Origin of the sequence: Streptomyces harbinensis (assembly GCF_900116145.1) — a bacterium.
GTDB classification, from domain to species: Bacteria; Actinomycetota; Actinomycetes; order Streptomycetales; family Streptomycetaceae; genus Streptomyces; species Streptomyces carpaticus.
In genome coordinates this window covers 488,295-507,313 of sequence record NZ_FPAB01000003.1, presented here as the reverse complement: position 1 = coordinate 507,313, position 19,019 = coordinate 488,295, and the positions used below count along the sequence as shown (strand labels likewise).

Here is a 19,019-nt window from a genome sequence, read left to right as displayed (position 1 = left end):
CGGCCACCCCAGCGGCCACCCGAGCGCGCCCCACAAGTGGGCCGGATTTCACACCCGCGCCCCCACACGTCGTCCACCGGCACACCCATCCCACCGCGTTAGGGTGGGGAGCCCCCACGCCCCCCTTGAGCCCCACCCGCGAGGAGTCCCTGCCACCGTGGCCGACAACTTCGTTCACCTGCATGTTCACACCGAGTACTCGATGCTCGACGGTGCCGCGAAGAACGGCAAGCTGTTCGCCGAAGTCGAACGCCAGGGGATGCCCGCGGTCGCCATGAGCGACCACGGCAACATGTTCGGCGCCTACGAGTTCTTCCAGACCGCCGGCAAGACCGGGGTCAAGCCGATCATCGGCATCGAGGCGTACGTCGCCCCCGAGTCCCGGTTCCACAAGAAGCAGGTCTTCTGGGGCGGCAGCGGACGCGGCCAGGACGCCAGCGGCGAGGGCGGCAAGGACGTCTCCGGCGGTGGCCGGTACACCCACATGACCATGTGGGCGCAGAACGCCCAGGGGCTGCGCAACCTCTTCCGGCTCTCCTCGCTCGCCTCCTTCGAGGGCTACTACATGAAGCCCCGCATGGACCGCGAGCTGATCTCCCAGTACGCCTCCGGCATCATCGCCACCACCGGCTGCCCCTCCGGCGAGGTCCAGACCCGGCTGCGGCTCGGCCAGTACGACGAGGCCGTCAAGGCCGCCGCCACGTACCAGGACATCTTCGGCAAGGAGAACTACTTCCTGGAACTGATGGACCACGGCCTCGACATCGAGCGCTCGGTCCGCGAGGACCTGCTCCGCATCGCCAAGCAGCTGAACATCCCGCTGCTGGCCACCAACGACTCGCACTACGTGACCGAGGACCAGGCCGACGACCACGACAGCCTGCTGTGCGTCGGCGTGGGCAAGAACAAGGCGGACACCAACCGCTTCAAGTTCAACGGCACCGGCTACTACATCAAGACCTCCGCCGAGATGCGGCAGCTCTTCTCCGAGCTGCCCGAAGCCTGCGACAACACCCTGCTGATCGCCGAGCGCGTCGAGTCGTACAAGGAGGTGTTCGCCTACGAGGACCAGATGCCGCAGTTCGCGGTCCCCGAGGGCGAGACCCAGGCCAGCTGGCTGCGCAAGGAGTGCGAGCGCGGCATCAAGGAGCGGTACGGCGACAACCCGGACCCCGAGGTGCTGGAGCGCCTGGAGACCGAGCTGAGCGTCATCACCCCGATGGGCTTCGACTCCTACTTCCTCGTCGTCTCCGACATCTGCAAGTACGGCCGCGACAACGGCGTCCCGGTCGGCCCCGGCCGTGGCTCGGCCGCCGGCTCCCTGGTCGCGTACCTGACCCGCATCACCGATGTCGACCCGCTCAAGCACGGCCTGCTCTTCGAGCGGTTCCTCAACCCCGAGCGCATCAACCCCCCGGATGTCGACCTCGACTTCGACGACCGCCAGCGCGACGTCATGGTGCGGTACCTCACCGACAAGTACGGCGAGGCCTACACCGCCCAGGTCAACACCTTCGGCACCATCAAGGCCAAGGCCGCCGTCAAGGACGCCAACCGCATCCTCGGCTTCCCCTTCTCCATGGGCGACCGCATCACCAAGGCGATGCCGCCGGACGTCATGGGCAAGGGCATCCCGCTCTCCGGCATCTTCGACCCCGAGCACCCCCGGTACTCCGAGGCGTCCGAGATCCGCTCGATGTACGAGAACGAGCCGGACGTCAAGAAGATCATCGACACCGCGCGCGGCATCGAGGGCCTCATCCGCGGCACCGGTGTGCACGCCGCCGCCGTCATCCTCTCCCGCACCCCCCTCCTGGACCTGATCCCGATGCACAAGCGGGACCGGGACGGCACGATCATCACCGGCTTCTCGTATCCCGACTGCGAGGAGATGGGCCTGATCAAGATGGACTTCCTGGGTCTGCGGAACCTGGGCATCATCGATCACGCCATCAAGATCATCAAGGAAAACCGGGGCATCGAGGTCGACACCAGCTCCATCGAGCTGGACGACAAGCCCACCTACGAACTGCTGGCCCGCGGCGACACCCTCGGCGTGTTCCAGCTCGACGGCACCGCCATGCGCTCCCTGCTGCGCCTGATGCAGCCCGACCGCTTCGACGACATCTCCGCCGTCCTCGCGCTCTACCGCCCCGGCCCGATGGGCGTCGACTCGCACACCAACTACGCCCTGCGCAAGATCGGCCGCCAGGAGATCACCCCGATCCACCCGGAGCTGGAGGAGCCGCTGCGGGAGGTCCTCGACCCCACCTACGGCCTCATCGTCTACCAGGAGCAGGTGCAGAAGGCCGCCCAGATCCTCGCCGGGTACAGCCTCGGCCAGGCCGACCTGCTGCGCCGCGCCATGGGCAAGAAGAAGCCCGAGGTGCTGGCCAAGGAGTTCGTCCCCTTCCAGAAGGGCTGCCGGGAGCGCGGCTACTCGGACGAGGCGATCCAGGCCGTGTGGGACGTCCTGGTCCCCTTCTCCGGCTACGCGTTCAACAAGTCGCACACCGTCGCCTACGGCATGGTCGCGTACTGGACCGCCTACCTGAAGGCCAACTACCCCGCCGAGTACATGGCGGCCCTGCTCACCTCGGTCGACAACGACAAGGACAAGACCGCCGTCTACCTGGCGGAGTGCCGCCGGCTCGGCATCAAGATCCTCTCCCCCGACGTGAACGAGTCCGTCGCCGACTTCTCCGCCATCGGCGAGGACGTCCGCTTCGGCCTCCAGTCCATCCGCAACGTCGGCGCCAACGTCATCGAGTCCCTGGTGAACACCCGCAAGTCCAAGGGCAAGTACACCTCCTTCGCCGACTTCCTCGACAAGTCCGAGATCGTGGTCTGCAACAAGCGCACCATCGACTCGCTCATCAAGGCCGGCGCCTTCGACTCCCTGGGCCACACCCGCAAGGGCCTGTGCGACATCCACGAGACCGCCGTCGACGCCGTCATCCCGGTCAAGAAGCAGCAGGCCATCGGCCAGGACGACCTCTTCGGCTCCATCGACACCGGCGAGGACGCCCCCACCATCGGTCTCGACTTCGCCGTCAGCGACCAGGAGTGGAACCGCAAGGCCAAGCTCTCCCTGGAGCGCGAGATGCTCGGCCTGTACGTCTCCTCCCACCCCCTGGACGGCGCCGAGCACATCCTGGCCCGCAGCCGCGACACCTCCATCGCCGAACTGCTCGGCTCCGGCCGCACCGAGGGCGAGGCCAAGATCGCCGGCCTGATCACCGGCATCGACCGCCGGCTGAACAAGCAGGGCGACCCGTGGGCCATCGTCACGATCGCCGACCGGGACGCCAGCATGGAGGTGCTGTTCTTCCCCAAGTCGTACGCCCTCGTCCAGCACGAGCTGATCGACGACAACGTGCTCTCCGTCCGGGGCCGCATCAACGAGCGCGACGGCGCCATCAGCCTCTTCGGCCAGGAGATCACCGCGCTGGACATCTCCTCCGCCGAGCACGGCGGCAAACCGCCCGTCCTGCTGGTCCTCCCCGAGCACCGGATCAACGGCCGCGCCATCCGCGAGCTGAAGCGCACCCTCAAGGCCCACCCCGGCGACTCCCCGGTCCGCCTCAAGGTCGAGGGCCGGCAGAAGACCACGATCTTCGAGCTGGGCTTCCTGGTGAACCCGGAGAACATCGCCTCCGACATCAAGGGCGGATTCGGCCCCTCCGCGTGGGCGGGGATCGCGTTGTGAGCGTCACCCCCGTACCGGTCGGGGGTTCACCCGTGGCACACTCGGCACGATGGGCATAACCAGCGGACCCGGCATACGCGCGGCGCGCGCCGCCATCTTCAGCGCGCTGTGCGTCGCGCTGGCGTCCGCCGCCCACGTCCTGCTCTCCGGCGCACCGCTGCCGCTGCCCACCGTGACCGCCGTCACAGCGGCGGTCTTCGTCCTCGCCTATGTCCTGGCCGGCAGCGGTGAGCGCGGCTACTGGCGGATCGCCGGGCTGCTGCTGCCGCTCCAGCTGGCCGCCGACACGATCTTCACCGCCGGCCAGGCCGCCTGCTACGGCACTGGCGACGAGCCATTCCCGCGCCAGCTGCGCTTCCTCGGCCTGGACCTGATCTGCGCGGGCGGCGACTTCGGTACGCCGCTGGCCCGGCTCGCCGCCGGCGACCAGGCACCGCTGGCCACCCCCGTGCACCCGGCGCTGCCCTGGCTGCTGCTCGGCGCCCACCTCGGCATCGGCCTCGCCGCCGCCGGCTGGCTGCGCTGCGGCGAGGCGGCGCTGGCCCGGCTGCTGCACGCCGCCGTGGCCGCCACCTTCCGGCCGCTGCTGCTCGCCGCCGCCGTCCACCGGGCCGCCGCCACGGCGGGCCGAGCGGCGGTACGCACCGGCGTCCACCGCCACCGGCCGCTGGGCGCCGGTGCGCTGCTCACCCACTCCGTGACCCTGCGCGGGCCACCGTGTGATCTGCGGCTCGCCGCCTGATCACCACCCACCCGTCGACACGGACACCACGGAGACCATCACCATGAGCAAGCGCAACTCCCAGGAAGCCAAGCGCGAGGCCCGCGAGCGGCTGAAGGCCGAACGCGAGAAGCAGGCCAAGCGCGACAAGATCCGCCGCCAGCTGACGGTCGGCGGCTCGGCCCTGGCCATCCTCGCGATAGCCGGCGGCATCGGCTTCGCCATCGCCAACAACACCGGCGGCGGGAGCGACAGCACCGACTGGAGCGCGGCCCGCGACATCCTCGACAACGGCGCCCCCTCGGGCGACGACGCCGACGGCGAGGACAGCGCGGACGGCGTGAACTACCCCACCGAGGCCCCCGCCAACACCGGCGGTGACGACGGCCTCACCGTCCAGGTCGGCGACCCGGACGCGGCGAACACCGTCACCCTGTACGAGGACCCGCGCTGCCCGATCTGCGTTACCTTCGAACAGGCGATGGGAGAAACGATCAAGCAGGGCATCGAGGACGGCAGCTACAAGGTCGACTTCGTCTTCGGCACCTTCCTGGACAACAACTTCCCCGGCAACGGCTCCAAGAACGCCGTCGCCGCCCTCGGCGCCGCCCTCAACGTCAGCCCCGAGGCGTTCCTCGAGTACCACGAGGCGATGTTCTCCGAGGAGTGGCACCCGGCCGAGAACAAGGACGGCTTCACCGACGAGTACCTGATCGAGATCGGCGACACCATCCCGGAGCTCAAGGACAACCAGGAGTTCCAGGACGCCATCACCAACAGCACCTACGCCACGTGGGCGCTCCAGATGTCGGACAAGTTCGACGCCTCCGGCGTCGGCGGTACCCCGTCCATGGCGATCAACGGCCAGAAGCTGGAGCAGGTCCCCTACTCCCCCACGGACCTGGACGCCGCCCTGGCCGCCTACCCGGCCGAGTGACCCCCCGCTGAGCCCGGCCGGGCAGGTCCGGCCGGGCTCAGCCCACCTCGTCGACGAACGCCAGCGCCACCCGCCAGGTCGCCTCCGCCGCCTGCGCGTCGTAGTCCGGCAGCTCCGGGTCGGTGTACAGATGCCCCGCGCCCGGATACGGGAAGACCTCCGCCTCCGCGCCGGTCCGCCCGATCCGCAGATACCAGGCGGTCAGCCAGTCGTGCGGCTCGAACGGATCGGGGTCGGCCACGTGCAGCTGCACCGGCAGCCCGTCCACCGAGGCGTCCTCGGCGATGTCCGCGGTGCCGTGCAGGAGCAGCAGCCCGCGCGCCTTCACATCCCCCAGCGCCAGGGTCTGCGCCAGTGAGGCGCCCAGCGAGAACCCGGCGTACACCAGGCCCGCGTCCGAGTACGGCGCGGTGGCGGCGATGGCACGGCGCAGCAGCTCGTCCCGGCCGATCCCGTCCTTGATCTCCATCCCCTCCTCCACCGTGTCCGCGGTCCTGCCGTCGTACAGATCGGGAACGACCACCCGGTGCCCGGCGGCCCGCAGCCGCTCCGCCGCCGTGTGCACGGCGGGCCGCAGCCCGTACGCGGAGTGGAACAGCACAACATCGGCCATGGTCGGATTCGCCTTCCCAAAGGGGCACTCTTGCTTCGGTTCCTCATCCTGCCAGTAGCCTTGCCGGATGGGCGCGCCGGTCGGCGCCCGCCCGGGACCGCGACCACGGAGGACTGAACCGCCCATGGATGATGTGCTGCGGCCACTGCTGGTGATCGGTGGCACCATCACCCTCACGCTCGTCATCGGCTGGCTGATCGACCGCGCCCTGCGCGCCGCCGACCGCCGGCACCCGGAGACCAGGCTGTGGTCGCTGCTGCGCTCGTGCCAGCTGCCGCTCCAGATCCTGCTCGGCTCGGCGGCCGTCCAGATCAGCTACGCCGCGTGGGAGCTGTCCCTGGGGCGCGGCGACGTCATCCCGAAGATGCTGGCCACCCTGACCATCGCCTCGGCCGCCTGGCTGGTGATACGCGCCGCGGACGCGGTCGGCGAGAACACCCTGGCCCGGTACGAGGCCCGCACGGACGACCTCGCCCGGGCCCGGCAGTTCCGCACCCAGCTGACGATGCTGCGCCGGGTGATCACCACGGTGCTGGCGATCGTGGCCTCGGCGGTGGCGATCCTGCTGCTCTTCCCGGACCTGCGGACGCTGGGCACCTCGATGCTGGCCTCGGCCGGGGTGATCGGTGTCATCGCCGGTGTGGCGGCCCAGTCCATGCTGGGGAACCTCTTCGCCGGTCTCCAGATCGCCTTCGGCGAGTCGGTGAAGATCGGTGACACGGTGGTGGTGGACGGCGAGTGGGGCACGGTCGAGGAGCTGTCGCTGGCGTTCCTGACGATCCGCATCTGGGACGACCGCCGGCTCACGATGCCGGTGTCGTACTTCAACAGCCGCCCGTACGAGAACTGGTCGCGCGGCGGCCACGAGATCACGGCGACGGTCTACCTGCACCTGGACCACGCGACGCCGGTCCCCGAGCTGCGCAAGCGGCTCCAGGAGTTCCTGCTGGGCCGCGCCGACTGGGACGGCCGGGTGTGGAGCCTGGTGGTGACGGACTCCACCCCGACCACGATCCAGGTCCGCGCGGCGATGTCGGCGAAGGACTCCAGCGACGCCTGGACCCTGCGGTGCGCGGTCCGCGAGGAACTGATCGCCTGGCTCCGCGACCACCACCCCTACGCCCTCCCCCGCATCCCCACCGCCCCGGCGGCACTCCCCCCGGCCACGGAACACCCGGCCCCCTGACCCCACCGGCCCCGCCGGCCCGGGCCGCCACCTCTCACCGGGCACCGTCCGGCCGCCCGGTACGCCCGTACAAGCTTCGCCACACACCGCGCCTTCACCGCCGGCGGCTGCCCCGCCGCGCAGCGGCTCGTCCCAGCGGCCCGCGCCCGCCGTCGGCGCTTGCCGGCAAGGCTAGAGGCTGCGCTGGTCCAGCTGCCGCAGGACGCGGTCGACCACCTCCGGGTCCGAGCCCGGTTCGCTGCGTGCGGCAAGCACCTCGTGCCGGGCCGCCGACAGCAGTTCCGCCTTCAGACGGTGCAGGTGCCGCAGATGGTCGGCGCGTTTCTGGAACGCCTCGCGCCGCTCGTCGTCCGCGATGCGCGGCGAGATCCGCACCCCGATCTCGTACGCGCGGCGCAGCAGCAGCTCGGCGACCTCTTCCGGCAGCCGGTCGCCCTCCGCCTTCTCGATCTCCCGCAGCCGCCGCTTGGCGGCCTTCGCCGCCCGTACCGCCAGGTCGTGTTCCAGTTGCTCCTCGGCCGAGCTGTCCGCCCGGACGCCCAGCCGGCCGGCCAGCCAGGGCAGGGTGAGGCCCTGGAGCAGCAGGGTGCCGATGACGACCACGAATCCGATGAAGATGATCGCCTCCCGTTCCGGGAAGTCCGCCCCGGCGTCCGTGCTGAGCGGGATGGCGAGGGCGAGGGCCACGGAGGCGACTCCGCGCATGCCCGACCACCACATGACCAGGGTCTCGCGCGGGCTGACCGGGATCTCCTCGGCGTAGTCGGTGCGCCGGTGGAGCCGCTGGGTGAGCCAGGAGGCGGGCAGCAGCCACAGCAGCCGGACCAGGATCACCACGGCGAGGACGAGTCCGGCGGCCGGGAGCAGTTCGCGCCAGCGTTCGCCGGCGGTGCCGGCCACGTTGTGCAGTTCGAGGCCGATGAGGCCGAAGGCGACGCCGGTCACCAGGGTGTCGATGATCGACCAGAACGCGTGCCCGGTCATCCGGCCCGCGACGTCGTCGGCGTCCGCCGAGCCCTCGCTCAGGAAGATCGCGGTGACGAGCACCGCGAGCACGCCGGAGCCGTGGACCTGTTCGGCCAGCACATAGGAGGCGAACGGCACCAGCAGCGTCATGCCGGTCCGCAGGGTGGCGTCGCCCAGCAGGGCCAGTACCTTGACCGTGGCCCAGCCGAGCACGACGCCGACCACGATGGCCAGTGCGGCCGACAGCAGCAGTTCGGCGCCGGCCGAGCCCACCGAGAAGGTGCCGGTGAGGGTCGCCGCGATGGCGACGTGGTAGAGGGTGATGGCCGTCACGTCGTTGAAGAGGCCCTCGCCCTCCAGGATGGACACCATCCGGCGGGGCAGTCCGATGCGGCCGGCCACGGCGGTGGCGGCGATCGGGTCGGGCGGGGCCACCAGCGCGCCGAGTGCCACGGCGGCGGCCAGCGGCAGCCCGGGGACGACGGTGTGCGCCACGGCCGCGACGGCGGCGGTGGTGACGAAGACCAGCGCCACCGCCAGCAGCAGGATGGGGCGCAGGTTGGCGGTGAACTGCCGCCAGGAGGTGCGCTGCACGGCGGCGTAGAGCAGCGGCGGCAGCACCAGCGGCAGGATCAGCTCGGGCGCGATGTCGACGTTCGGTACGAACGGCAGCAGCGCCAGGACGCCGCCGAACACGGTCATGAGCACCGGCGCGGGCAGCGAGATCCGGTCCCCGAGCGGCACGGTGACCACGGCACCGAGCAGCAGGACGAACAGGAGAGTGAGCTGGTCCATTCAGCTGATCCTAAAGGCAGCCCGGGCAATTCCGGGTAAACGCCCGGATACGAGGGGAAACGCCCCCGCCACTCACCCGCTCACCCGCTCACCCGCTCACGCGGTCACGCGCTCTCCGCACGCACCCGGTCCAGGGCCCGCTGCAGGTCCTCGGGGTACTCGCTGGCGAACTCGGCCCACTGCCCGTCCCCGGGGTGGGTGAACCCCAGCCGCACCGCGTGCAGCCACTGCCGGGTGAGCCGCAGGCGCTTGGCGAGCGTGGGGTCCGCGCCGTACGTCAGGTCCCCGACGCAGGGGTGCCGGTGGGCCGACATGTGCACCCGGATCTGGTGGGTGCGCCCGGTCTCCAGCTTGATGTCGAGCAGACTGGCCGCCCGGAACGCCTCGATCAGGTCGTAGTGCGTGACCGACGGCTTGCCCTCCGCCGTGACGGCCCACTTGTAGTCGTGCTGCGGGTGCCGCCCGATCGGGGCGTCGATGGTGCCGCTGAGCGGGTCGGGATGGCCCTGGACGAGCGCGTGGTAGCGCTTGTCGACGGTACGGTCCCGGAACTGCTGCTTGAGCAGCGAGTACGCGCGCTCCGACTTGGCCACCACCATCAGGCCCGAGGTGCCGACGTCCAGCCGGTGGACGATGCCCTGCCGCTCGGCCGCCCCGGAGGTGGCGATCCGGTAGCCGGCCGCCGCGAGGCCGCCGATGACCGTGGGGCCGGTCCAGCCGGGGCTGGGGTGGGCGGCGACGCCGACCGGCTTGTTCACCACGACGAGTTCGTCGTCGTCGTGGACGATCTCCATGCCCTCCACCGGCTCGGCCACCACGGTGACCGCTCCCGGCGGCGGGGGCATCTCGACCTCGATCCAGGAACCGCCGGTCACCCGCTCGGACTTGCCGACCTCGGCGCCGTCCAGGCGTACCTTTCCGGCGGCGGCCAGTTCGGCCGCCTTGGTGCGGGAGAAGCCGAGCATCCGGGCGAGGGCGGCGTCGACCCGCTCCCCTTCCAGGCCGTCGGGTACGGGAAGGGTCCGGGTCTCGGGAAGCGCACTCACCCGAATGAGTATGCCCGAGGAGGCTCAGTCCTTGTGCACGGTGCCGTCCGGGTCGAGGCCCCGGAACGACAGGATGACGATCAGGATGCCGCCGCAGACGATGGCCGAGTCGGCGAGGTTGAACACCGAGAAGTGCTGGACCGAGATGAAGTCCACCACATGCCCCTCGAACACCCCGGGCGCCCGGAACAGCCGGTCGGTGAGGTTGCCGAACGCGCCGCCGAGCAGCATGCCCAGCGCGATCGCCCACGGCGTGCTGTACAGCTTCCTGGCCAGCCGGATGATCACCACCACCACGGTGGCGGCCACGGCGGTCAGGAAGACGGTCAGCGCCTCGCCGAACCCGAACGCGGCGCCGCCGTTGCGGATCACCGAGAAGCGCACCCAGTCGCCGATGACCTCGATGGACCGCTGGTGCTCCAGCCACTCCACCGCCGCGATCTTGGTGAGCAGGTCGAGCACGAAGGCGAACCCCGCCACCCCGGCCAGCACGCCGATCCGGCGGCGCCGCGGCGCCGCCGGACCCGTCCCGGCCCCGTCACCGGCCTCGCCGGCCGGCTCGGCGGGACCTGCCGCCTGCTCCGGTGCCGTCTCGTCCTTCTCCGGACGGGAGGAATCTTCGGGTGTCTCGATGGTGCGCTCCGCCTCGCTCACACGTTGAGGGTACGACACGGTGCGGTCCGATCACCCGACCACCGGCCCGCCGGCCCTCAGAGCCGCCGCTCCTGCCGCTGCTTGTCCTCCACGCACAGCGTGGCCCGGGGGAACGCCTGCATGCGCGCCTTGCCGATCGGCTTGCCGCACACCTCGCACGTGCCGTACGTCCCGGCGGCCAGCCGGTCGAGCGCCTTCTCCGTCTGATAGAGCATCTCGCGCGCGTTGGCGGCCAGCGCCAGCTCGTGCTCGCGGGTGATGTTCTTCGACCCGGTGTCCGCCTCGTCGTCCCCGGCCCCGTCCCCGGAGTCCCGCATCAGTCCGGCCAGCGAGTCCTCGGACGCGGCGATCTCCGCCCGCAGCCGCTGCGCGTCGTCCGTCAGTCCCTGCCGCGCCTCGGCCACCTCCTGGGGCGTCCAGGGGTCCTCGCCCGGCCGGACCGGCAGTTCCCCGGCGCTCGCGGGCCGGGCGGCGGGCACCGCGGCGGAGGAGTCCTCCACCGTGTCCCTCGTGCTGTTCTTCGCAGCCACCTTCTTGGCTCCTGTCCCGTCCGTCGTGGACTTCTCGGCCGTCTTCTTCGCGGTCGTCTTCTTCGCCGACTTCTTCGCCGTCTTCTTCGCGGTCGTCTTCTTCGCCGACTTCTCCGGCGTCGTCTGCGTCGTCTCGGACGTGGATGTCTTCCCTGGCCCGTTCCCGGACCCGGACCCGGCCGGTGTGCCCTCCGGCGGGTCCCCGGCGGTGTCGCTCGCCACCATCGCGGCGGCCCCTTCACATAGTGTGATCGTGCTCGCGCATTGTGACCGGAACGATAAATCGACCCCGGGTGAGCGGCAACGGGGACGCGCCGATCCCTCTGCGTTGTGCCCCGCCCGGCCCCCGGATAACCGGTCGTTCGTGCTTCTCACAGCCCCGTACACTGGGCGCAGCGAAAGGCGTGGATGGGGACGAGTAGCGCTGTCCGGCAGCCGTCAGCGACCCGGGGACGGTGTGAGCCCGGGGGCGTGCGGCAGCGTGAAGATCACCCCGGAGCCGCCGGAAGAAAGCCCACCCCACCCCGGGCGGGCGAGTAGACCCGGCATCGCGGCCCAATGAGGGGGCCGAGGCAGCGGCAGCCACCGCGCCCCGGCCAAGGAGGGTGGTACCGCGGGCGCCCGAGCCGGGCTCTCGTCCCTCCGACGGAGATCAGTGTGTCCGCCGGAGGAATGCCGATGACGCAGTACCGCCCCGTGCCGGCCCAAGTCGATCTGCCCGCGCTCGAACACGCGGTCCTCGACTTCTGGCGCGAGCACAAGACGTTCGACCGCAGCCTGGAGCAGTCCGAGGGCCGCCCCGAGTGGGTGTTCTACGAGGGCCCGCCCACCGCCAACGGCATGCCGGGGGCGCACCACATCGAGGCCCGGGTCTTCAAGGACGCCTTCCCCCGCTACCGCACGATGCGCGGCTACCACGTCAGCCGCAAGGCCGGCTGGGACTGCCACGGCCTGCCGGTGGAGCTGGCGGTGGAGAAGGAGCTGGGCTTCACCGGCAAGCAGGACATCGAGGCGTACGGCATCGCCGCCTTCAACGCCAAGTGCCGCGACTCGGTCACCCGGCACACCGACGCCTTCGCCGAGCTGACGACCCGCATGGGCTACTGGGTCGATCTCGACGCCGCCTACCGCACCATGGACCCGGAGTACATCGAGTCGGTGTGGTGGTCCCTGAAGGAGATCTTCTCCAAGGGCCTGCTCACCCAGGACCACCGGGTCGCCCCCTGGTGCCCGCGCTGCGGCACCGGCCTGTCCGACCACGAGCTGGCCCAGGGGTACGAGACGGTCGTCGACCCCTCCGTCTACGTCCGGATGCCGCTCACCTCGGGGCCGCTGGCCGGGGAGGCCGCGCTGCTGGTGTGGACCACCACGCCCTGGACGCTGGTCTCCAACACCGCCGTCGCCGCCCACCCGGAGGTCACCTACGCGGTGGCCACCGACGGCACCGAGCGGCTCGTCGTGGCCGAGGCCCTGCTGGGCAGCGCGCTGGGCGAGGAGTGGCGCGCCACCGGGCAGACCTTCACCGGCGCCGAGATGGAGCGCTGGACCTACCGGCGCCCCTTCGAGCTGGTGCCGTTCGAGCAGGACGCCCACTTCGTCGTCAACGACACCTATGTCACCACCGAGGACGGCACCGGCCTGGTCCACCAGGCGCCCGCCTTCGGCGAGGACGACCTGCGGGTGAGCCGCGCCTACGGCCTGCCGGTCGTCAACCCGGTCCGCCCGGACGGCACCTTCGCCGAGGACGTCCCGCTGGTCGGCGGCCAGTTCTTCAAGAAGGCCGACGAGGCGCTGACCGCCGATCTCGATCAGCGCGGTCTGCTCTTCAAGCACCTCGCCTACGAGCACAGCTACCCGCACTGCTGGCGCTGCCACACCCCGCTGCTGTACTACGCACAGCCGTCCTGGTACATCCGCACCACCCAGGTCAAGGACGCCCTGCTGCGGGAGAACGAGAAGACCACCTGGCACCCGGATTCCGTCAAGCACGGCCGGTTCGGCGACTGGCTCAACAACAACATCGACTGGGCGCTGTCCCGCAACCGCTACTGGGGCACCCCGCTGCCCATCTGGCGCTGCGCCGAGGACCACCGCACCTGCGTCGGCTCGCTCGCCGAGCTGAGCGAGCTGACCGGCACCGACCAGTCGGGCCTGGACCCGCACCGCCCGTACATCGACGAGATCACCTTCCCCTGCACGGCCGAGGGCTGCTCGCTCACCGCCACCCGGGTCCCGGAGGTCATCGACGGCTGGTACGACTCGGGCGCCATGCCGTTCGCGCAGTGGGGCTACCCGCACCGCAACCGCGAGGAGTTCGAGAAGCGCTACCCGGCCCAGTACATCTGCGAGGCCATCGACCAGACCCGCGGCTGGTTCTACACGCTGATGGCCGTGGGCACCCTGGTCTTCGACCGCAACTCCTACGAGACGGTCGTCTGCCTGGGCCACATCCTCGCCGAGGACGGCCGCAAGATGTCCAAGCACCTGGGCAACATCCTGGAGCCCATCCCGCTCATGGAGCAGCACGGCGCGGACGCGGTGCGCTGGTTCATGGCGGCCGGCGGCTCCCCGTGGGCGGCCCGCCGGGTCGGCCACGGCACCATCCAGGAGGTGGTGCGCAAAACGCTGCTCACCTACTGGAACACCGTCGCGTTCCAGTCGCTGTACGCGCGCGCCGCCGACTGGTCGCCCTCGGAGAGCGACCCGGCCCCGGACGAGCGCCCGCTGCTGGACCGCTGGCTGCTGAGCGAGCTGAACGCGCTGGTCGACATGGTCACCAAGGCCATGGACACCTACGACACCCAGCGGGCCGGCAAGCTGATCTCGACCTTCGTCGACGATCTGTCCAACTGGTACGTGCGCCGCTCCCGCCGCCGCTTCTGGCAGGGCGAGCCGGCCGCGCTGCGCACCCTGCACGAGGTGCTGGAGACCGTCACCCGGCTGATGGCCCCGCTGGTGCCGTTCATCACCGAACGGGTCTGGCAGGACCTGGTGGTGCCGGTGACCCCGGGCGCGCCGGAGTCGGTGCACCTGGCGTCCTGGCCGGACGCCGACCTGTCCCGGGTGGACGCGGATCTGTCGCAGGACATGCTGCTGGTGCGCCGGCTCGTGGAGCTGGGCCGGGCCACCCGCGCCGAGTCGGGTGTGAAGACCCGGCAGCCGCTGTCGCGGGCGCTGGTCGCGGCCCAGGGCTTCGAACTGCTCGGGGACGATCTGCGGGAGCAGATCGCGGACGAGCTGAACGTGACGGGGCTCGCGGCGCTCTCCGACATGGGCGGCTCGCTGGTGGACACCACCGCGAAGGCCAACTTCCGGGCGCTGGGCAGGCGGTTCGGCAAGCGCACCCAGCCGGTGGCGCAGGCCATCGCGGCGGCGGACGCCGCCGAGCTGTCGGCCGCGCTGCGGGCGGGCACGGCGGCCGTCGAGGTGGAGGGCGAGCGGATCGCGCTCACCCCGGAAGAGGTCATCATCACCGAAACCCCGCGCGAGGGCTGGTCGGTGGCCTCGGACACCGGTGCGACGGTGGCCCTCGATCTGGAGATCACCCCGGAGCTGCGCCGGGCCGGCATCGCCCGCGATGTCATCCGGCTGGTGCAGGAGGCCCGCAAGAACAGCGGTCTCGAGGTCACCGACCGGATCGCGGTGCGCTGGCGCGCCACCGATCCGGAGGTGACCCGGGCGCTGGCGGACCACCAGGCGCTCATCTCCACGGAGGTCCTGGCCACGGAGTTCGCCGAGGGGGACCCGGCCGAGGAGTCCGGCGCGGCGTTCACGGACGAGGACCTGACGCTGACCTTCCACCTGCACCGCGTCTGACGCCGTCCGGGGGTGCGGGGCTCCGCTCGGGGCCCCGCACCCCCGGTGGCCGGTGCGGGCACAGCGCACGAGGCGGGGCCCGGACTGATGTCCGGGCCCCGCCTCGATGTGCTGATATGCCGGCGTGTCACGCCAGGGGCGTCCGCGTCAGTTGTCGTCCTCGTCGATCAGGAAGCCGCGCATCGGGGACGGCGCCTGCTGCTGCACCGGCTGCGGGCCGGCCGGCCGGACCGGCGCCATCGGCTGGGTCATCGCCGGGGACATGCCCTGCTGGCCGCCGTACGAGGGCGGGCCGGAGTGGCCGCCGCCGGGGTGCCCGCCGTGGCCGCCGCCGTGACCGGGGCCGCCCATCTGCTGCTGGCCGCCCATGGACTGGTGGCTGCCCATGCCGCCGCCGGGCCCGGAGGGCGCGCCGGCCGAGGCCAGCGACGGCTGCGGGGACGGGGGCAGCGAGGCAGCCGCGGGGGTGCGCGGCGGGGCCAGCGAGTCGTCGGACTGGCTCTCCAGCTGACGCAGCTGGCTCTCCAGGTACGACTTCAGGCGAGTGCGGTACTCCCGCTCGAAGCCGCGCAGGTCCTCGACCTTGCGCTCCAGGGTGGCGCGGGCGGACTCCAGGGAGCCCATCGCGACCCGGTGCTTCTCCTGGGCGTCCCGCTCCAGGGCGTCCGCCTTGGCGCGGGCGTCCCGCTCCAGACCCTCGGCACGGCTGCGCGCCTCACCGACAATCTTGTTGGCCTCGGAACGCGCCTCGGCGATGGCCTGGTCGGCGGTCTGCTGCGCCAGCGACAGCACCCGGGCAGCGCTCTCGTTGCCACCGGGCTGCTGCATCGGGCCGGGACCACCGGGGCCGCCGGGACCACCGGGGCCGTGACCCATCGGGCCGGGGCCGCCCATCTGCTGATGCTGCTGCATCTGACCGGGACCGCCGGGACCACCGAGCGGGCCGCCGGGGCCGCCCGGACCACCGGGACCCATGGGGCCACCGGGACCACCGGGGCCGTGACCCATCGGGCCGGGGCCGCCCATCTGCTGATGCTGCTGCATCTGACCGGGACCGCCGGGACCACCCGGACCGCCCGGGCCCATCGGACCACCGGGCCCCGGCAGCTGGGGCGGGCCGCCCATCTGCTGTTGCTGGGGACCGGATTGCGGACCGGATATGGCCGGCGGGCCACCGGGGCCGCCGGGGCCACCGGGCCCGCCCGGGCCGGGGCGCTCCTGCTGCTCCGGCTTGCGCATGTTCTGCTGATTCTGGGCGGCGGCGCGGGTGGCCGCGGCGAGTTTGGCGCGCAGGTCCTCGTTCTCCCGCAGCAGCCGGGTCAGCTCTGCCTCGACCTCGTCGAGGAAGGCATCGACCTCGTCCTCGTCATAGCCTTCACGGAGACGGACAGTGGTGAACTGCTTGTTCCGCACGTCCTCGGGGGTCAACGGCATCTCTTCACCTCAACGTATTTCGTCAGCATATCGGCAAGACCGTACTCGTTCACAGCCCGGCCACGACGTTGATCAGGATGTAGACGATGATCATGAGTACGAAGAAGGACAGATCAAGCGCCACACCCCCGAAACGCAGCGGAGGAATCACCTTCCGCAGCGCCTTCAGCGGCGGATCGGTGACAGTGTAGGTGGCCTCCAGCGCGACGACCATCGCCCGTCCGGGCTGCCATGACCGCGCGAACATGAAGACGTAGTCCATCACCAGCCGGAAGAGGAGGAGTCCGAGGACGCAATACAAGGCGATCAGGATCACGTCTCGTACGATGCCCATCCGCGGTGTCCCTCTCCCCTGCCCTGCCCGGCCGTTCGGCCGGGCCTCGCTCTTGTCCGGTTGCTGTCGTCTCAGCTCTGGTTGAAGAACCCGCCCTCGGCGATCCGGGCCTTGTCCTCCGCCGTTACATCGACGTTAGCAGGCGACAGAAGGAAGACCTTCTGCGTCACGCGCTCGATGCTGCCATGCAGACCGAAGACCAAGCCAGCAGCAAAGTCGACAAGTCGCTTCGCGTCCGTGTCATCCATCTCCGTGAGGTTCATGATCACCGGGGTTCCCTCGCGGAAGTGTTCCCCGATCGTACGGGCCTCGTTGTAGGTGCGCGGGTGCAGTGTGGTGATGCGATAGGGCTCCCGCTCGGATACGACCTTGGGCATGATCACCGGTGCGCTCTTCTCGACGTGGGGTCGTTCGGATGTGATGGAAGACACGGGAGCGATCCTCCCAGGTCGTCTGTTTTCCGACAGGAGGGGAGCCGGGGCCGGTTCGCTCTCCCGCTGGGCCGGTGGCTGCACCACCCGCACCGGCTCCTCCACCCGTTCCCGGGGCGGCGGTTCGTGCGTCTGCTGACGCCGGCCGCGCTCCGGCTCGGTCTCCGGTTCGAAATCGTCGTCGGGGCCGTACCCCGGGCGGTCGTAGCCGTCGTCCTCCACGAGGCCGAGGTAGACCGCCATTTTGCGCATCGCGCCAGCCATCGACTGGATCCTCCGCTCCCTGGTGGATCGGCACCGCCCGGATGGGCCGTCAATCCACGCCACCATCCCCGGACATATCGGGAATGACCATATTTTCGGCAGTGTTCCGACTTGCTTGGCGACGTTACCCGAGGGCGGGGCGGACTCCGAGTACCGCACTGCCGACGCGTACGTGTGTCGCCCCCGCCCCGATCGCCTCCTCAAGGTCCGCGCTCATACCCGCCGAGACCATGGTGGCAGCAGGATGGACGGCGCGCAGGTCACTTGAGATTTCCCGCAGCCGTGCGAAGGCGGCATCCGGGCGCCCGGCGTACGCCCCGGTGAGCGGAGCGACCGTCATGAGTCCCGCGAGATCGAGCCCGGGGGCTTCCGCCACCGCGCGCGCCAGCTCCGGTACGCCCTCGGGCGCCACTCCGCCCCGGCCCTCGCCCTGGCCGGATTCCTTCTCCAGCGCGACCTGGACCAGCACTCGCAGCGGGGCGCGGTCCACGGCGGTCACCGCCGTGGAGAGGGCGCCGACCAGCCGGACACGGTCCACCGAGTGCACATAATCGGCATAACCGGCAACCGAACGTGCCTTATTGGTCTGCAACTGACCCACGAAGTGCCAGTTCAGTGAAAGATCTGCGCAGGCCGCCGCCTTGCGCGCCGCCTCCTGGTCCCGGTTTTCCGCGAAATGCCGGATTCCGAGACCGGCCAGCAGCCGCACATCCTCCACGGGATAGGTCTTGGTCACCACAACCAGCGTGACCTCATCCCGCGCGCGCCCCGCCGCACCACACGCGCGGATGATGCGCTCCTCCACCCGGGCGAGCCCCGCGGCCAGTTCCCGCTCGCGCTCACTCATCGGGGGACACCCATACATAACTGGCCTGCCGACCGGTGGTGTGGTCCCGGCGGTAGGAGAAGTGGTCGGTGGACTCCAGGGTGCACACCGGGGAGAGCAGGACGTCCGTCACCCCGGCCGCGGCCAGCTGCCGGCGCACCCCCTCGCCGATGTCCACACCGGGAGTGCCCTGCCGGGTGAAGCAGCCGCTGCCCGGCACCGCGGCCTCGACCTCGTCGCGCATCGCGGGCGGCACCTCGTAACAGGCCCCGCACACCGCCGGGCCGGTCCGCGCGGTGATCCGCTCCGGCTCGGCGCCCAGCGCCACCATCGCCTCGACGGTGGCCGGCACCACCCCGAGCGCGAGCCCCGGGCGCCCGGCGTGCGCCGCCCCCACCACCCCGGCGGTGGCGTCGGCCAGCAGTACCGGGGTGCAGTCGGCGGTGAGCACCGCGAGCGCCAGCCCGCGACGGGCGGTCACCACCCCGTCGGCCTCGGGCGGCCGGCCGCCGGGCCAGGGCCCCTCGGCGACCGCGACCTCCCGGCCGTGCACCTGGTGCATCCAGCACACCCCGGCCGGATCGAGCCCGAGCCCCGCGGCCACCCGGGCCCGGTTCGCCTCGACCGCGAGCCCGTCGTCGCCGACTGCCCCGCCCAGATTGAGGCTGTCATACGGAGCGGCGCTCACCCCGCCCCACCGGTCGGTGAAGGCGTAGTGCGCGCCGCTCGCTGTGTTCTGTCGGTCTATCACGTCAGG

15 protein-coding genes are annotated in these 19,019 nt (G+C 71.1%); 5 read left to right on the top strand and 10 right to left on the bottom strand.

Going from position 1 to position 19,019, the window contains the following annotated elements; genetic code table 11:
* Positions 1-157: 157 nt before the first annotated feature.
* The 3 genes from dnaE to BM385_RS10075 are packed head-to-tail and all read left to right on the top strand — an operon-like array spanning position 158 to position 5,367.
* Positions 158-3,709, top strand: a complete 3,552-nt coding sequence (gene dnaE, locus BM385_RS10085; protein WP_093842820.1) for a DNA polymerase III subunit alpha — start codon at positions 158-160, stop codon at positions 3,707-3,709.
* A 49-nt stretch (positions 3,710-3,758) separates the two neighbouring features.
* A complete protein-coding gene (locus tag BM385_RS10080) occupies positions 3,759-4,451 on the top strand; it encodes a hypothetical protein (protein WP_019433663.1) in 693 nt (230 codons plus the stop codon).
* A gap of 43 nt (positions 4,452-4,494) precedes the next feature.
* Positions 4,495-5,367: a thioredoxin domain-containing protein gene (locus tag BM385_RS10075; RefSeq protein ID WP_093842962.1), complete on the top strand. Its 873-nt coding sequence runs from the start codon at positions 4,495-4,497 to the stop codon at positions 5,365-5,367.
* 37 nt (positions 5,368-5,404) lie between these two features.
* Here BM385_RS10075 and BM385_RS10070 read toward each other — a convergent pair whose 3' ends face one another.
* The gene (locus tag BM385_RS10070) at positions 5,405-5,980 is read right to left on the bottom strand and encodes a dienelactone hydrolase family protein (RefSeq protein ID WP_019433665.1); all 576 of its coding nucleotides are present in this window, start codon (positions 5,978-5,980) and stop codon (positions 5,405-5,407) included.
* A gap of 124 nt (positions 5,981-6,104) precedes the next feature.
* Between BM385_RS10070 and BM385_RS10065 the strand changes: the two genes are divergently transcribed.
* Positions 6,105-7,166 (top strand): mechanosensitive ion channel family protein, encoded by a 1,062-nt coding sequence (locus BM385_RS10065; protein WP_019433666.1) that lies wholly within the window; start codon positions 6,105-6,107, stop codon positions 7,164-7,166.
* Between the two features lie 171 nt (positions 7,167-7,337).
* On the opposite strand, the gene BM385_RS10060 is transcribed toward BM385_RS10065, so the two are convergent.
* The 4 genes from BM385_RS10060 to BM385_RS10045 all read right to left on the bottom strand — a co-directional run bounded on the left by BM385_RS10060 (position 7,338) and on the right by BM385_RS10045 (position 11,382).
* Positions 7,338-8,927: a Na+/H+ antiporter gene (locus tag BM385_RS10060; RefSeq protein ID WP_093842819.1), complete on the bottom strand. Its 1,590-nt coding sequence runs from the start codon at positions 8,925-8,927 to the stop codon at positions 7,338-7,340.
* A 104-nt stretch (positions 8,928-9,031) separates the two neighbouring features.
* Positions 9,032-9,973: an RluA family pseudouridine synthase gene (locus BM385_RS10055; RefSeq protein WP_019433668.1), complete on the bottom strand. Its 942-nt coding sequence runs from the start codon at positions 9,971-9,973 to the stop codon at positions 9,032-9,034.
* A 24-nt stretch (positions 9,974-9,997) separates the two neighbouring features.
* Positions 9,998-10,627, bottom strand: a complete 630-nt coding sequence (gene lspA, locus BM385_RS10050) for a signal peptidase II (RefSeq protein WP_019433669.1) — start codon at positions 10,625-10,627, stop codon at positions 9,998-10,000.
* 56 nt (positions 10,628-10,683) lie between these two features.
* Positions 10,684-11,382 carry a TraR/DksA family transcriptional regulator gene (locus tag BM385_RS10045; RefSeq protein WP_093842818.1) on the bottom strand — a complete coding sequence of 233 codons (699 nt, stop codon included), beginning with the start codon at positions 11,380-11,382 and terminating at the stop codon, positions 10,684-10,686.
* Positions 11,383-11,829: 447 nt separating this feature from the next.
* Between BM385_RS10045 and ileS the strand changes: the two genes are divergently transcribed.
* Positions 11,830-14,973: an isoleucine--tRNA ligase gene (ileS, locus tag BM385_RS10040; protein WP_093842817.1), complete on the top strand. Its 3,144-nt coding sequence runs from the start codon at positions 11,830-11,832 to the stop codon at positions 14,971-14,973.
* A gap of 147 nt (positions 14,974-15,120) precedes the next feature.
* Here the strand turns inward: ileS and BM385_RS10035 are convergent, their stop codons facing one another.
* The 5 genes from BM385_RS10035 to pgeF form a co-directional block, all read right to left on the bottom strand.
* Positions 15,121-16,407 carry a DivIVA domain-containing protein gene (locus tag BM385_RS10035; RefSeq protein ID WP_093842816.1) on the bottom strand — a complete coding sequence of 429 codons (1,287 nt, stop codon included), beginning with the start codon at positions 16,405-16,407 and terminating at the stop codon, positions 15,121-15,123.
* A 49-nt stretch (positions 16,408-16,456) separates the two neighbouring features.
* Positions 16,457-16,741 (bottom strand): YggT family protein, encoded by a 285-nt coding sequence (locus BM385_RS10030; protein WP_019433675.1) that lies wholly within the window; start codon positions 16,739-16,741, stop codon positions 16,457-16,459.
* Positions 16,742-16,812: 71 nt separating this feature from the next.
* Positions 16,813-17,436: a cell division protein SepF gene (locus tag BM385_RS10025; protein ID WP_019433676.1), complete on the bottom strand. Its 624-nt coding sequence runs from the start codon at positions 17,434-17,436 to the stop codon at positions 16,813-16,815.
* Positions 17,437-17,560: 124 nt separating this feature from the next.
* Entirely contained in the window at positions 17,561-18,283 is a 723-nt protein-coding gene (locus BM385_RS10020) for a YggS family pyridoxal phosphate-dependent enzyme (protein ID WP_019433677.1), read from the bottom strand.
* A complete protein-coding gene (gene pgeF / locus BM385_RS10015; protein ID WP_374314207.1) occupies positions 18,276-19,010 on the bottom strand; it encodes a peptidoglycan editing factor PgeF in 735 nt (244 codons plus the stop codon). The genes BM385_RS10020 and pgeF overlap by 8 nt, the downstream gene beginning before the upstream one ends.
* Between the last annotated feature and the right edge of the window lie 9 nt (positions 19,011-19,019).

What these genes read in the sequence shown, in the direction of transcription:
- BM385_RS10045 (WP_093842818.1), bottom strand. Translation starts at nt 11,382, where the DNA reads ATGGTGGCGAGCGACACCGCCGGGGACCCGCCGGAGGGCACACCGGCC.
- BM385_RS10030 (WP_019433675.1), bottom strand. Translation starts at nt 16,741, where the DNA reads ATGGGCATCGTACGAGACGTGATCCTGATCGCCTTGTATTGCGTCCTC.
- BM385_RS10065 (WP_019433666.1), top strand. Translation starts at nt 6,105, where the DNA reads ATGGATGATGTGCTGCGGCCACTGCTGGTGATCGGTGGCACCATCACC.
- BM385_RS10070 (WP_019433665.1), bottom strand. Translation starts at nt 5,980, where the DNA reads ATGGCCGATGTTGTGCTGTTCCACTCCGCGTACGGGCTGCGGCCCGCC.
- ileS (WP_093842817.1), top strand. Translation starts at nt 11,830, where the DNA reads ATGCCGATGACGCAGTACCGCCCCGTGCCGGCCCAAGTCGATCTGCCC.
- BM385_RS10060 (WP_093842819.1), bottom strand. Translation starts at nt 8,927, where the DNA reads ATGGACCAGCTCACTCTCCTGTTCGTCCTGCTGCTCGGTGCCGTGGTC.
- BM385_RS10080 (WP_019433663.1), top strand. Translation starts at nt 3,759, where the DNA reads ATGGGCATAACCAGCGGACCCGGCATACGCGCGGCGCGCGCCGCCATC.
- BM385_RS10020 (WP_019433677.1), bottom strand. Translation starts at nt 18,283, where the DNA reads ATGAGTGAGCGCGAGCGGGAACTGGCCGCGGGGCTCGCCCGGGTGGAG.
- BM385_RS10035 (WP_093842816.1), bottom strand. Translation starts at nt 16,407, where the DNA reads ATGCCGTTGACCCCCGAGGACGTGCGGAACAAGCAGTTCACCACTGTC.
- BM385_RS10075 (WP_093842962.1), top strand. Translation starts at nt 4,495, where the DNA reads ATGAGCAAGCGCAACTCCCAGGAAGCCAAGCGCGAGGCCCGCGAGCGG.
- BM385_RS10025 (WP_019433676.1), bottom strand. Translation starts at nt 17,436, where the DNA reads ATGGCTGGCGCGATGCGCAAAATGGCGGTCTACCTCGGCCTCGTGGAG.